At 64.9% G+C, this 12,485-nt stretch carries 16 protein-coding genes; 5 read left to right on the top strand and 11 right to left on the bottom strand.

Annotated features, from left to right (window positions below):
- Positions 1 to 14: 14 nt before the first annotated feature.
- Entirely contained in the window at positions 15 to 1,085 is a 1,071-nt protein-coding gene (locus JQ507_30485; GenBank protein ID QRI69159.1) for a two-component sensor histidine kinase, read from the bottom strand.
- Positions 1,086 to 1,222: 137 nt separating this feature from the next.
- Here JQ507_30485 and JQ507_30490 point away from each other — a divergent pair, with 137 nt between their 5' ends.
- Positions 1,223 to 1,642, top strand: coding sequence for a hypothetical protein (locus JQ507_30490; GenBank protein QRI69160.1), 420 nt, complete (start codon positions 1,223 to 1,225; stop codon positions 1,640 to 1,642).
- Between the two features lie 148 nt (positions 1,643 to 1,790).
- Here the strand turns inward: JQ507_30490 and JQ507_30495 are convergent, their stop codons facing one another.
- From JQ507_30495 to JQ507_30505, 3 genes are all read right to left on the bottom strand, one after another.
- Complete coding sequence (locus JQ507_30495; protein QRI69161.1) at positions 1,791 to 2,099, bottom strand: hypothetical protein; 309 nt, start codon at positions 2,097 to 2,099, stop codon at positions 1,791 to 1,793.
- A gap of 213 nt (positions 2,100 to 2,312) precedes the next feature.
- A complete protein-coding gene (locus JQ507_30500; protein ID QRI69162.1) occupies positions 2,313 to 3,131 on the bottom strand; it encodes a hypothetical protein in 819 nt (272 codons plus the stop codon).
- 10 nt (positions 3,132 to 3,141) lie between these two features.
- On the bottom strand, positions 3,142 to 4,098 hold the full coding sequence (locus JQ507_30505) for an alginate lyase family protein (protein ID QRI69163.1): 957 nt from the start codon (positions 4,096 to 4,098) through the stop codon (positions 3,142 to 3,144).
- A gap of 238 nt (positions 4,099 to 4,336) precedes the next feature.
- On the opposite strand from JQ507_30505, the gene JQ507_30510 reads away from it, so the two are divergent.
- The 4 genes from JQ507_30510 to JQ507_30525 are packed head-to-tail and all read left to right on the top strand — an operon-like array spanning position 4,337 to position 6,978.
- A complete protein-coding gene (locus JQ507_30510) occupies positions 4,337 to 4,789 on the top strand; it encodes a MarR family transcriptional regulator (protein QRI69164.1) in 453 nt (150 codons plus the stop codon).
- A 53-nt stretch (positions 4,790 to 4,842) separates the two neighbouring features.
- A complete protein-coding gene (locus JQ507_30515; protein ID QRI69165.1) occupies positions 4,843 to 5,418 on the top strand; it encodes an isochorismatase family protein in 576 nt (191 codons plus the stop codon).
- Complete coding sequence (locus JQ507_30520; protein ID QRI69166.1) at positions 5,405 to 5,734, top strand: hypothetical protein; 330 nt, start codon at positions 5,405 to 5,407, stop codon at positions 5,732 to 5,734. The genes JQ507_30515 and JQ507_30520 overlap by 14 nt, the downstream gene beginning before the upstream one ends.
- Entirely contained in the window at positions 5,731 to 6,978 is a 1,248-nt protein-coding gene (locus JQ507_30525; protein ID QRI69167.1) for an MFS transporter, read from the top strand. Before JQ507_30520 ends, JQ507_30525 begins: the two co-directional genes overlap by 4 nt.
- A 147-nt stretch (positions 6,979 to 7,125) precedes the next feature.
- Here JQ507_30525 and phaP read toward each other — a convergent pair whose 3' ends face one another.
- The 7 genes from phaP to JQ507_30560 are packed head-to-tail and all read right to left on the bottom strand — an operon-like array spanning position 7,126 to position 12,370.
- Positions 7,126 to 7,554, bottom strand: coding sequence for a TIGR01841 family phasin (gene phaP / locus JQ507_30530; GenBank protein ID QRI69168.1), 429 nt, complete (start codon positions 7,552 to 7,554; stop codon positions 7,126 to 7,128).
- A 15-nt stretch (positions 7,555 to 7,569) separates the two neighbouring features.
- A complete protein-coding gene (gene phaZ / locus JQ507_30535) occupies positions 7,570 to 8,457 on the bottom strand; it encodes a poly(3-hydroxyalkanoate) depolymerase (protein QRI73581.1) in 888 nt (295 codons plus the stop codon).
- Between the two features lie 55 nt (positions 8,458 to 8,512).
- Positions 8,513 to 8,707, bottom strand: coding sequence for a hypothetical protein (locus JQ507_30540; protein ID QRI69169.1), 195 nt, complete (start codon positions 8,705 to 8,707; stop codon positions 8,513 to 8,515).
- Positions 8,704 to 9,174, bottom strand: coding sequence for an alpha/beta fold hydrolase (locus JQ507_30545; GenBank protein ID QRI69170.1), 471 nt, complete (start codon positions 9,172 to 9,174; stop codon positions 8,704 to 8,706). The genes JQ507_30540 and JQ507_30545 overlap by 4 nt, the downstream gene beginning before the upstream one ends.
- The gene (locus JQ507_30550) at positions 9,174 to 10,202 is read right to left on the bottom strand and encodes a hypothetical protein (protein QRI69171.1); all 1,029 of its coding nucleotides are present in this window, start codon (positions 10,200 to 10,202) and stop codon (positions 9,174 to 9,176) included. The genes JQ507_30545 and JQ507_30550 overlap by 1 nt, the downstream gene beginning before the upstream one ends.
- Positions 10,199 to 10,675 (bottom strand): MaoC family dehydratase, encoded by a 477-nt coding sequence (locus tag JQ507_30555; GenBank protein QRI69172.1) that lies wholly within the window; start codon positions 10,673 to 10,675, stop codon positions 10,199 to 10,201. The genes JQ507_30550 and JQ507_30555 overlap by 4 nt, the downstream gene beginning before the upstream one ends.
- A gap of 42 nt (positions 10,676 to 10,717) precedes the next feature.
- Positions 10,718 to 12,370, bottom strand: a complete 1,653-nt coding sequence (locus JQ507_30560; GenBank protein ID QRI69173.1) for a fatty acid--CoA ligase — start codon at positions 12,368 to 12,370, stop codon at positions 10,718 to 10,720.
- Positions 12,371 to 12,485 lie beyond the last annotated feature (115 nt).

The raw sequence follows: 12,485 nt of genomic DNA on the forward strand, positions 1-12,485 counted from the left end.
TGAATGCAACGGCATCAATCGGCCAGCACACCGACCGATCCGGCCGGCGGCACCGCCACGGGGAGCGATATCCGGACCAGCGTTCCCTGTCCGGGTGCGCTCTCGACCGCGCAGCTTCCGCCGACAAGTTCAGCAAATTCGGCCATTCCGATCAATCCGAAATGTCCGGGATGAGGGACCGCGGGATCGAAGCCGTGGCCGTCGTCGCGGATCTCGACCACGAGCTTGCGGCCGACCGCCGCCGGTGCATCGAAGGCGTGAAAGGAGACCCGGCGTGCCTGCGCATGGGCCTGGACGTTGCGCAGCGCCTCGCTGAGGATGCGTTGAACCGTCAATCCGCAATCGCGCAACCCGGCACGCGCCTCTTCGTCGATCTGGATCGACACCCGGACGCCGCTGCGTGCGGCAAAGTCGCTGAGCAGTCCCTCGACATCGGGATCGAGCTTCAGGTCGTCGGGGGTGCGCAGGCGATCGATGGCCTCACGGGCGCGCGAAAGGCCGCTCGCTGCGGCATCTTCGGCGGTTGCCAGGCTGTCCGCCACGCGCGCCGGATCGGCCGAGAGATAATGCCTGATCAGCCGGATCTGGGTCAGAAGCGCCACGATCGAATGCACCAGCGTGTCGTGCAGATCACGCGCCAGCCGCAGCCGCGTTCGCGCCAGCGAGGCAAAGCGCACCTCCGCGCTCGCCGCCTCGAGCTGCTGCTCCATCAGGCGCCGCGCCCGGCGCTCGCTGCCGAGCAGCGTTTCGACCTGACGCCCGGCAAAGTCGGGCATGGCGATGACGAAGTAGTGCGACCGCGCGCCATTCCACCGCACCACCGCCGTCATCGGCTGCGCGATGCCCGGCGATGCGCCGCGCACGCCGGCCAGCGCAATGATGTCCCGCCGGCCGCCGGCAAGCGCCGCCAACTCGGCTTCCATGCCGACCAGCAGCATGCACTCGCAGCAATCGACGCCGATCGCGGGAAGCCATTCGACCAGCCGCCCGATTTTCCGCTGCATGCTCCGGTCGGCCCCGATGACGGCGAGACCGATGACATCGGCTTCTGCGGCCGCAAGCAAATCCGCGCTCAAATCGATCATGCGTTGCCCATCAACTCAGCGAGCAGCCCACTCTGGCGTAAGCCGGCTGCGGTCGTAAACGAATATGACTTTCGTCACAACCGATCTTGACTTTCGTCAGATGCCGCCGCCGCACGAAATGCGGTTCTCTCTCGGACATGAGCAAAGGCGCAATCCACGATGTGCCACATGCCGTCGCCGATGGCGACGCCAGCCGGGCCGCGCCCTGGGAGGGTCGCGCCAGTCGACCGGAGCTTGGACTGACAATGAGGGCCGCGCCACGGAAATCGTCGCGCATCGAACTGCACATGTTGGCGGAAGCAGAGAAGCCAGCGCGGCGCCGGCGCCTGAGCGCGACCCAGAAGGTCGCGTTGCGGGAAGCCCTCGCAGGCCGCTTGCAGCTCTATCCGCGCGGATATGCTGCGAGCAAGACCGGACCGTTCCACTCACGGCGCGCCATTCTCGGCCTGGTGCGCGCCGGCCTGATGAGCCTCAGCGCCACGGCGCGCTATGCGGCCGTGACCAAACGCGCCCGGGAAATCTACGCGGCTGCGGCCGACAACGCAGCGAGCGAATAGGCCGGCGCAGGTCGCGGCTGACCTCCGGCGCGCCGTTCGCGATCCCGCTACAGCGCGATGAGATTGGGTTGAATCGTCATCGCGCTTTAGCTCCTTGTTTGAGCATGATCTTGTCGGAAAGCCGCTTCGCACTTTTCCGGATCACGCTTTAGAACGGGAACGAGAACTCCCGGACCGGGGACTTGCTGTCAAAGCCCACCCCCTTCGCCGGCCCCTTGCGATAGTGGCCGTTGTAATCACCGACGCGACGCCCGTCGGTCGAGAGACAGGCGAGGTCGTCGCGGCCGGCAGCCATTGGCCGGCGCCCCTGATAGCGCGTTCGCCAACAGTTGCAGTCCTGATCGCAGACCACCCTGATCCGCTCAACCGCCGGCTGCCAGGTGCGATCCGCAGCCGGACCGGCGGGACTGATCAGGACAAGCGCGACCTGTGCGAAACCGACGATCAGGTTAACCATGACGGTATCCACCCCTTGAGAGCGCCTCGGATCGGCATGCCCACGAAAGTCGTGCCGTCTTTCATAGCAGCTTGCCCTTGAATGAACCGGCCGTCATGAGGCCGTCGCACTGCACAAACTTGTGCAGATGCTTATTTTGTTGCCGGATTCGTGCTATAGTTCGACTCGAACAGAGTGATGGCTGGCACGCCTATGCGGTTTCTCGGTCTCGTTCTAAGGACGCTTTTTCTGCTCGTCGTGGTGGTAACAACGGCCCGGGTGGCCATGCCCCAGAATGAGAGCTTTGCGACTTTGTACGACACCCCTTCTGACCTGTTCCGCATCCTGCTCGGTGCCGCCGTCTGCTTCTTCGTTTGCATCCAGATCTTCCGATATTCGCGGGATCCTGTTGACATGCGCAGATGGGTTCCGATCGGTCTTGCGGTCCTGCCGCTGGCGCTGATTTGCGCACGCGTCATCTGGTAGCGCGCAGCGTCCCGCCTCGGCGCCCATACCGCCCGCCACGCGCTGCCCTTGCGGATCATTCTCCAGATCGGACAGGCTGAGCTGGCGTGCGCGGCCGACCGGCTTGACGAATTCCGGATTGGTGCCGGAAAGATTGATCTCGTTGCCGAGTTCGAAGGCGGCCAGAACGATGCCCTTGGCTTCCAGGCGATCGAGGACCGGCTGCAATGTCGCGTGGAATTGCTCGGGGTCGGCAGCGGACAGCGGCGTGCTTCCGAACGGATCGTAGCCGCCGAAATGGTAGATCAGCCACTCGATCCTGATGCCGCGCTGCCAGGCTCGCTCGGCGTAGTCGATGCCCTTGTCGTCCAGCGTGATGGAGGCGCGGATGACCGACACGCCGGCTGCATGGATCGCATCCAGCATAGCATTCTGATCCGCGACGCTGAGCACATAGGGATTGATGACGTTGACGCCGACGGCGGCCTCGCCGGCCCGCGCCGCGGAGATCGCGCCCAGAAGAGCCGCGAGCGTAAGCAGAACGCGCGTTGAACCAAGCGCGAGAAGCAAGCAGAAAGCCCTCGCCATGACTGCTCCGTCAGCTGTTCGGCAGGGGCGCGCCCCAAACTGCCGTCACGTTGCCACCGAGCCTTGGATTGTTGAATGGCCGTCTCGCGCGGATGATCGCCGGCAAGTCCGGGCTGTGAAACCGGGCGTAGTACGGCTCCATCCAGGCGAGATCGCCCTGGAAGGTCCAGGGGAAGAGTTGCTGCTGAACCTGGGTGCGAGCGCCGAAACTGCGCTCATCCTTGACGGCGCGCACGATCAGGCCAGCGAGCCGATGGATCGCTCCATTGTTCTCGGCATAGAGGTCGATGTTCCGCCGGCTCGCGAGTTCGGCGCAGAACACCAGCGGCGTGAGCGCAAAATTGTGGTAGTGCAGCGCGCGCTCGCCGCGCTTCAACTCGCGTTCCAGTTCGCCATGCGGGCCGATATCCCTGATGCCCTGACGCGCCCGGGAGATGCCGGCATCGACCAGGTCACCGCGATCCGTCAGGGTGCCGATCGACATCAGATCGAGGCCGGCCCAATAGACCAGATTGTTGCCGAGGTGATTGATGCGATCCGCATCGCGGGTTTCCTCGGCAATCCGGATCAGCCACGGCTTGATCTGCTGGAAGCGATGATCGGCCTTGGTGGGTGCCGCCGGGAAGCGCAGCAGCGCGAGCGCGAAATCGGTCCCGGCCCAGGAGCGCTCGAAATCGCTCTGATAATTGGCGCCTGATGTCAGCAGGGCGCTTCCCCTCGCCCAGCCTGCAAGCAAGTCCATGACGCAATCCAGATCGTGTTCATCGGCGGCCTTGTTGACCTCTGCAATGAACGCGTGCAGCGGCTTGATCGCTTCCGCGTATCCGCCTGCATTCTGGTAGAAGCCCGGTGGATCGACCGACGTCAGTGCCGGTGGCGCCTCGCACGTCCTGGCCGCGGCCGGTTGCGCAAGGCAGACAAGAGCGATCGACACGCCGATCGCCGCGAAACGGACGTCATGCTTCATTGAAAGAACTCCGCGAGCCACCGCGGGAAGACACCCCACGTCGTGAGCGCGGATACAGTCATCGAGAACCGCACGCAACAAGACAACAAAATCTAAAGTGATGCGCCGCAGAACCGGGTTCAGGCACCGTTCAGATTTGAACCCCCGTTCAGCGCGAGCGCCGACGATCACGGCAATATGAAGATTAGCTGCGAAGGCAAGCTTTACAGTTTACCTGTATATGTGTCATCACACCGGCATGAACAGTTCACCGGCCCGTGCCGGCTCAGCGCGGACATCCGCGCTCGCCGAAGATCTTCGCCTGTTGATCGGAACGCTGAAGCGCCGGCTGCGCGAGCAGGGGCAACGTGACGACCTGCCGCCGTCGCAGGTCGCGGTGCTGCTGCGCCTCGAGAAGGACGGCCCCGCGACCGTGTCCAGCCTGGCGCGGTCGGAGAGAATGCGTCCGCAGTCAATGAGTTCGGCGATCTCGGCGCTCGAGGCCGCAGGCCTGGTCCGCGGTGCGCCGGATCCGGACGATGGCCGCCAGACAATCATGTCGCTCACCGACATTTGCCGCGAGCGACTGCGCACCGGCCGCGCCGCGCGACAGGACTGGCTGGCGCGCACCATCGCGGCGCGGCTGTCGGCGCGGGAGCAGGATGAACTCGCCGCCGCGGTCGGCTTGCTGAAGCGGCTGGTCGCGGACTGACGCCGGTCGCCGCCGCCAATCGCGAAGAACATCCGGTTGAAAAGGTAACAATCATGGCCCTCACGACGCTCGATCCGATCACCGCGCTCATCGTCGTCGATCTGCAGGCCGGGCTCGCCGGCGCGCCCTTCGTTCATCCGTTCGCCGACGTCGTGGCGCGCGCCCGCGCCCTGCTCAATGCGTTTCGGCGGCGTGGACTGCCGGTCGTGCTGGTCAATGTCGACGGCGTTGCCCCCGGTCGAACCGAGCGTCCGCGCCACAACAGTGCATTTCCCGACGGCTGGACCGACCTGCTCCCGGAACTTGACCGGCAGCCGGGCGACATCGTCGTCACCAAGCGGACCTGGGGCGCCTTTGCCAGCACCGATCTGGAGATGCAGCTAAAGGCCCGCGGCGTCACGCATGTCGTGGTCGCAGGCGTTGCGACCGGCACCGGCGTCGAATCCACGGCACGGCAGGCCTTTGAGGCCGGCCTCAACGTCACGCTCGCGATCGACGCCATGACCGATGCGCGGCCGAACGCCCATGACTACAGCATCGAACAGGTATTCCCCCGGCTCGGTGAAACCGGCTCGACCCAGGCGATCATCGATCTGCTCGAAAGGATCCACGCGCATGAACTGGCTTGACCTCGTCGCCTACTTCTTCGGCGGCGCCTTCCTCACCAACGCGATCCCGCATGTCGTCGCCGGCATCATGGGCGAACCGTTCCAGACCCCGTTCGCCAAACCGCCGGGAGAAGGATTGTCGACGTCGACCGTCAATATCATCTGGGGCTTCTTCAATCTTTTCGTCGGCTATCTGCTGATCTGCCGCGTCGGCGAATTCGCCCTCCGCAACACAAGCGATGTCGCGGCCGTCGGTCTCGGCGGACTTCTATTCGGTATCGTCATGGCGCGGCGGTTCGGACGGTTCCACGGCGGGAATGATCCACAGCGAACATGAGACGCGTCTTTCGATCACTCGCAAGCTTCAACTACCGGGTCTGGGCGGCCGGCGCGCTGGTGTCGAACATCGGCACCTGGATGCAGCGCGCCGCGCAGGACTGGCTCGTCCTGACCCAGCTGACACATCACAGCGCATCCGCCGTCGGCATCGTGATGGCGCTGCAATTCGGCCCGCAGCTCCTGCTGATGCCGTGGTCCGGACTCGCCGCCGATCGCTTCAACCAGCGGCGGCTGCTGATGGCGACGCAGGCGACGATGGGCACATTGTCGCTCATCCTCGGCGTTCTCACCGTCACCGGGCTGGTGCAGCTCTGGCACGTCTATGTGTTCGCGTTTCTGTTCGGCTGCAGCGCCGCGCTCGACGCCCCGGTCCGCCAGACTTTCGTGGCCGAGCTGGTCGGTGATCGGGACTTGTCGAACGCCATCGCGCTGAACTCGACCTCGTTCAACGCCGCGCGCATGGTCGGCCCCGCGATGGCCGGCCTTGTCATCGCCTCGGTCGGCACCGGCTGGGCGTTCCTGTTCAACGGGGCGTCCTTCATGGCGGTGCTGACCTCGCTGTGCCTGCTGCGCAAATCCGAGCTGCGACCGAATGCGCGCGCAGCCCGTGCCAGCGGCGGCATCATGGAGGGATTTCACTATGTCTGGTCCCGCCCCGATCTCAGGGCGACCCTGGTCATGCTGTTTCTGATCGGCACTTTCGGGCTGAACTTTCCGATCTTCATCTCGACCATGGCGGTCGGCGTCTTCCATACCGACGCGCGCGGCTTTGGCCTGCTGTCATCGATGATGGCGATCGGGACGATGTCGGGAGCGCTGCTGGCGGCGACACGCGACCAGCCGCGCTTTGTCGCGTTGATGCTGGGCTCGGCGATCTTCGGCGTCGGCTGTACACTGGCCGCGCTGGCGCCGAACTACTGGCTGTTCGCCGCCGCCCTGGTCGTGATCGGCATCGCCTCATTGACGATCCTGAATACCTCGAACGCACTGATGCAACTCTCGACCGAGCCCGCGATGCGCGGGCGCGTGATGGCGCTGCGGCTCGGCGTCGCGCTAGGCGGCACGCCGATCGGCGCACCGATCGTAGGCTGGGTCGCCGACCATCTCGGCCCGCGCTGGGCGCTCGGCGTCGGTGCGGCAGCAGGGTTTGCCGCCGCGCTCGTCGCGCTCGGCATGCTCTCGCGGGCGAACGCCGCGGCCGGACAGCGCAGCGGACATGGCAGCATGCCGCCGGCCGAATGAGCCAGGGTCGCATTCAGACGTACCCGTAGCGTGACGTCATTCACGTCATTGCGAGCCGCCGATCGGCGCGAAGCGCCGCCGGACGACAGGCTCGGCGAAGCAATCCATCATTTCCGCCCGGCCGCGCCGGCGTGCGGGCCGACGATCTCAGGCCGATTTGTTCGGACGGACGCTGGCGCGGAACTCCTCAAAACTCTCCTTCATGCGATCCTGGATGATCTTGACCGCATCTGATGTCGATTGCCGCGCGGTCGACGCGCTGTCCTGGGCACCCTTCACCGCAATGTCGAACATCTTCCGCGCGAATTCGGTCTGCAAGGCGAGGTTCTCCTGAACCTTGCCGAGCGGCTTGTACTCGCGCGCCAGCGTCGAGGCCTCGCGCAGGCCGGCCTCCAGCACCTCGCGCTGCTTCTGCGCCACCGATTGCGCGCCCTGTGCGGCGACCTTCGCGCTCTGGCCGAGCGCCTCGAGGTTCTTCTTCTGGGTCTGCAGCAATTCGTCCACGTTCAGCTTCGGCAAGCCGAGATCAGTACCGAATTTCCGCAGCATATCGATGTATGAGCTGTTATCCGTCACGATATCCTCCTGTGGTTACGAGTTCTGGCGCCGGTCTCCGGACGTTGGAATGAGATCCCTGAGGTAACTGGTGGTCCGCGAGAGCAGGGTTGGCGACGCGGCCTGTCGGCTCTCGTCGGCGAGAAACGCCTCGATCAGGCCCGCGGTCTCCGCCGGCCGCGTCACGATGAACAGGTGCCCGTCGTCGATCAAATGCAGCTCTGCGTTCGGGATCAGGCTCGCCATGATGTGCCCGTTGATCGGAGGCACCAGCGGATCGTCACGGCCCATCAGGATCAGCGTCGGCTGCGGCAGCGACCACAGCCAGGGCAGGCTGGTCCAGCCGGTCATCGCCAGCAGCTGGTAGAAATAGCCCATGCTGCGCGCGCCATGCATCGCAGCGGCGTGCCGGCCGATCAGTGAGGGATCATCGCGAAACGCCCCGCCATAGATATCGGCGGCGATCCGGTTCATGTAATCCTTGTCGGTATAGCGGCGCGGCGTCGCCATCTTCCACAACACCGACGGACTTGCCGGCACCATGGTGAAACCCGGCGCGGTCGCCGCAAGCACCAGCCGGCGGCAGCGTTTCGGAAATTGGTGTGCGAATTGCTGCGCAATCCCGCCGCCCCAGGACACGCCGGCGACGTCGACCTCGGCGTAGCCCAGCTCGGCGACGAGATCGGCGGCAAGCCGCGCCAGCGTCGACGGGCGATACGGCCACGCCGGTCTCGGCGAGCCGCCGACGCCGGGGACGTCGAAGATGATGGCTGACGTGCCGGTGAGCGCGTCGAGGAACGGCTTTGCCAGCTCCCAATTGGCGCCGATCCCGTTGAACAGCAGGAGTGGCGGCCGGCTGCCGCTGCCGCGCCTGATCGCGACCTGAAGCAGCTGGCCGTCGATCGTGACCTGCCGCGTCTCGATCGCGCCTCGCTGCCTGTCGGGCGATGGGCTTGCGGTGTCGGCGCTGGTGAGATCCTCAGTCAAAGACGTAGGTTCCCGGCGCTTTGGCGAGGATCGGATGGCGCGCGCTGCCGAGCGCGGCCGGCGCACTGACCTCCTCGCCCGAGCGCGGCTGCAGCCAGTCGCGCCAGTCGAGCCACCAGCTTCCCTTGCGCTTCTCGGCCGAGGCCATGAACGCATCGGGCTTGTTCGCGGACGCCGGCCCGATCATGAAGGAGGCCTTCGGATTGCTCGGCGGATTGAGCAGACTCTGCAGGTGCCCGCTGTTCGACAGCAGAAGGTGGTGCCCTCGCCCATGATCTGGGCGGTCTTGTAGACGCCCTTCCACGGCGTGATGTGGTCGGTCATGCCCGCGACGACGTAGCTGTCGGCCTTGACCTTGCTCATGTCGATGGTCTTGTCGTTGAGCGTCAGCTTGCCGGCGTTGACGAACGGGTTGGAGAAATAGAGATCGAGATAGTCGCCGTGCAGCGCCGCCGGCAGGCGGGTGGTATCGGCGTTCCAGTACAGAATGTCGAACGCCGGCGGCTGGTTGCCGAGCAGATAGTTGTTGACCCAGTAGTTCCAGATCAGGTCGTTGGGCCGCATCCAGGCGAACATCCGCGCCAGGTCGTGGCCGTCGACGATGCCGCGCAATTGTGACGACGCCTTCGCCGCCCGCATGGTCTCGGGCGTCATCAGGCAGCCGAACGCGCTCTCGGATCGAGCAGGCAGACCGCCAGCACGAGATTCTTGATCTTCTTATCGGCCGCGGAGCCGAGCGTCGAGAAATAGGCCGTCGCCGTGATGCCGCCGGAGCAGGATCCCATCATCGAGACGTCTTCACTGCCGGAGATCTCGCGCGCCGCGTCGACCGCCTCGTCCAGCGCGGCGACGTAGGTGTCGAGCCCCCAGTCACGATGCGCCGCGGTCGGATTGCGCCAGCTCACCGCAAAGACCTGGATGCCGCTCTCCAGCAGGAAGCGGACCATGCTCTTGTCCGGCGAGAGATCGAGCGCGTAGTACTTGTTGATCTGCGGCGGCGTGATCACCAGCGGCCGCTTCCCGACCATCGGCGTGGTCGGCGTGTACTGGATCAGCTCGAGCAGCTCGTTGCGGAAGATCACGGCGCCCGGCGTGGTCGCGAGGTTCTCGCCGACCTTGAAGGCCTTCATGTCCACCATCGACGGCATGCCGCGATTCTGCGTGAGATCGCCGATGTAGTTCTTCAGGCCGCTCCACAGGCTCTGTCCACCGGTGTCGATGAACTTGCGTACTGCCGCCGGGTTGGTGACCATGGTGTTGGTCGGCGCAACCGCGTCGATCAGGATATCCGTGATCAGATGCGCGCGCTGCTTGTCGATGTCGCTGAGGCTGGTCTTGTCGACCAGGCCGCTGACCGCCTCGCCCCAGGCCAGATAGGCCTTGAGCAGGCCCGAATGCAGCGAGCTCTCCTTCCAGGTTGGATCGTTAAATCGCTTGTCGCCCGCCTTCGGCGCTCGCTCCGACTTGCCGGCGGCGATCGAGCCGAGCTCGCTGACGAATGACAGCCACTGCTCGGTCGCGACCTTCGGTTCGTTGATGACGGCCTTGAACAGGATGCCGGCGCCCTCGACCAGATCCTGGCCCTGGATGCCGACCAGTGGATTGAGCGCCAGCGTGTTGCGCGACGCGGCCTCGGACATGTCGGAGGCCGGCTGATCCGGGGCGCTTTTTTCCGTACTCATTGCTTTGCTCCCGCTGCGGGAATCAGGAGCGCCAGCGTCTCGGCGATCAGAGCAGGCTTCTCCGATCCCTCGACCTCCAGCGTGTTCAGGGTTTTCATGATCACCTGGCCGCCGTCCCTCGGCTCGATGCCGGACAAGACAACCCGCAGCCGCACCCTTGCGCCCGCGGGCACCGGCGTCAGGAAGCGGACCTTGTCGACCCCGTAGTTCAGCCCGGCGGCGGCGTCGCGCGGAATGATGCCGACCTGCATCGCCAGCGGCGCCACCATCGCGAGCGTCAGATAGCCATGCGCAATCGGACCGCGGAATGGGCTCTCGCGCCTGGCCCGTTCGACGTCGACATGAATCCATTGGTGATCGCCGGTGCAGGACGCGAACGTGTCGATGCGTTGCTGATCGATCGCGACCCAGTCGGAGAGCCCGAGCTCCTTTCCGACATGTTCGCCCAGGCCGGCCAGTGTGAGGTTGCTCATTTTGTTGTCCTCCTCGATCGTTTCTTTGGCGTGCTTGTCCCGTCACATGTCGCCGTATTGCTCGCGCAGCTCCTTCTTGTTGATCTTGCCGACGCTGGTCTTGGGAATGCTGTCGATGAACATGATCGTGCCGGGGATGCCATATTTCGAGATCACGCCCTGGTCGGCGAATTGCTTGAGATGCTCCTTAATCGATGCATCGGTGAGGCTGTCGGCGCCGGATGGCTTCTTGACCACGAGCGCAAGCGGCCGCTCGCCCCATTTCTCGTCTTTGACGCCGATCACCGCGGCCTCGGCCACTCCGGCGCATTGCGAGATCAGGTCCTCGATCTGCAGCGAGGAGACCCATTCGCCACCGGTCTTGATCACGTCCTTGATCCGGTCGGTGATGTGAACATGGCCGCCCGGACTGATCACCGCGATATCGCTGGTGTGCAGATAGCCGCCGGCCCAGAGCTGCTCCGAGCCCTCCGGATTGTTGTAGTAGCCCTGGGTCAGCCAGGGCGCACGCAGCACGATCTCGCCGGCTGACTTGCCGTCATGCGGGATGTCCTTCATGTCGGGATCGACGATGCGCAGTTCGACCAGCGGACCGGCGATGCCGGCCCTGGTGCGGAATTCGACCTCGCCGGCGGGGTCGCCGCTGAGATCCCTGGAGCTGACATGGGACACCGCGGCGAGCGGCCCGGTCTCCGACATGCCGTAACCGGCAAAGATGTCGATGCCGGCCTCGAGCGCCTGCTTGGCCAGCGCCTTCGGCAGGGCCGACCCGCCGATCACCATCTTCAGCCCATGAAGATCGACCTTGGCCGCAGCGGCGGCGTTGAGCAGCATCTGCAGGATGGTCGGCACGCCATGGGTGAAGGTGACGCCCTCGCTCTTGATCAGCTTGACCAGCATCGCCGGCTCGTAGCGGCCGGGATAGACCTGCTTGGTGCCGGCAAGCGTTGCCGACCAAGGAAAGCCCCAGGCGTGGACGTGGAACATCGGCGTGATCGGCATATAGACGTCGTCGCGCGAGAAGCGGCCTTGCGAGCCGGCCATGCCGAACAGCGCCAGTCCCGCGATCGAATGCAGCACGAGCTGGCGGTGGCTGTAGTAGACGCCCTTCGGCAATCCGGTCGTGCCGGTGGTGTAGAAGGTGGTGGCCTGGGTGTTCTCGTCAAAGTCCGGGAAGTCGTAATCGGGCGAGGCGGCCGCCAGCAGGTTCTCATATTCACCGATGAAGGACAGGCTGCCGGTCTGCGGCATCGGCCGGTCCGACATCACGATCATCCGTTTCACATTCGGCAGCTGTCCCTTCATGCCTTCCAGCAATCCCACGAACTCATCGTTGACGAGCAGCGTCGAGGCGCTGGCATGGTTGATCGTGTAGGCGATCTGCTCCGGCGACAGGCGGACATTCACCGTCTGCAACACCGCCGCCATCATCGGGATCGCGAAGAACGCTTCGAGGAAGCGGTTGCTGTCCCATTCGAGCACGCCGACGGTGTCGCCGGGCTCGACGCCGGCCTTGCTCAACGCCGAGGCGAGACGGCCGATCCGCTCCCTGATCTGTCGGTAGGTGAAGCGCTTGAGATCGCGATAGACGATCTCCTGATCCGGCGCCTGCACGCGCGGCGTGTGCCAGAGCTGCTTGAAGATGAGCGGATATTGATATGCGGATTGGGCAGTCTGAATCAGCCTTCCGACCATGGAAGCCTCCCTCGACCTGGTATTTCCTCCGACCGTTGCGTCCGCCGTTCTAAGCGAGCGGATCGTGTGGTCTGCCGTCCTGCGCCACAACGGTTTGACGACGTGACATTAGGAC

The sequence above is a fragment of the Bradyrhizobium sp. PSBB068 genome (genome assembly GCA_016839165.1).
Taxonomy (GTDB): domain Bacteria; phylum Pseudomonadota; class Alphaproteobacteria; order Rhizobiales; family Xanthobacteraceae; genus Bradyrhizobium.

What these genes read in the sequence shown, in the direction of transcription:
- JQ507_30485 (QRI69159.1), bottom strand. Translation starts at nt 1,085, where the DNA reads ATGATCGATTTGAGCGCGGATTTGCTTGCGGCCGCAGAAGCCGATGTC.
- JQ507_30490 (QRI69160.1), top strand. Translation starts at nt 1,223, where the DNA reads ATGAGCAAAGGCGCAATCCACGATGTGCCACATGCCGTCGCCGATGGC.
- JQ507_30495 (QRI69161.1), bottom strand. Translation starts at nt 2,099, where the DNA reads ATGGTTAACCTGATCGTCGGTTTCGCACAGGTCGCGCTTGTCCTGATC.
- JQ507_30500 (QRI69162.1), bottom strand. Translation starts at nt 3,131, where the DNA reads ATGGCGAGGGCTTTCTGCTTGCTTCTCGCGCTTGGTTCAACGCGCGTT.
- JQ507_30505 (QRI69163.1), bottom strand. Translation starts at nt 4,098, where the DNA reads ATGAAGCATGACGTCCGTTTCGCGGCGATCGGCGTGTCGATCGCTCTT.
- JQ507_30510 (QRI69164.1), top strand. Translation starts at nt 4,337, where the DNA reads ATGAACAGTTCACCGGCCCGTGCCGGCTCAGCGCGGACATCCGCGCTC.
- JQ507_30515 (QRI69165.1), top strand. Translation starts at nt 4,843, where the DNA reads ATGGCCCTCACGACGCTCGATCCGATCACCGCGCTCATCGTCGTCGAT.
- JQ507_30520 (QRI69166.1), top strand. Translation starts at nt 5,405, where the DNA reads ATGAACTGGCTTGACCTCGTCGCCTACTTCTTCGGCGGCGCCTTCCTC.
- JQ507_30525 (QRI69167.1), top strand. Translation starts at nt 5,731, where the DNA reads ATGAGACGCGTCTTTCGATCACTCGCAAGCTTCAACTACCGGGTCTGG.
- JQ507_30540 (QRI69169.1), bottom strand. Translation starts at nt 8,707, where the DNA reads ATGATCGGGCCGGCGTCCGCGAACAAGCCCGATGCGTTCATGGCCTCG.
- JQ507_30545 (QRI69170.1), bottom strand. Translation starts at nt 9,174, where the DNA reads ATGACGCCCGAGACCATGCGGGCGGCGAAGGCGTCGTCACAATTGCGC.
- JQ507_30550 (QRI69171.1), bottom strand. Translation starts at nt 10,202, where the DNA reads ATGAGTACGGAAAAAAGCGCCCCGGATCAGCCGGCCTCCGACATGTCC.
- JQ507_30555 (QRI69172.1), bottom strand. Translation starts at nt 10,675, where the DNA reads ATGAGCAACCTCACACTGGCCGGCCTGGGCGAACATGTCGGAAAGGAG.
- JQ507_30560 (QRI69173.1), bottom strand. Translation starts at nt 12,370, where the DNA reads ATGGTCGGAAGGCTGATTCAGACTGCCCAATCCGCATATCAATATCCG.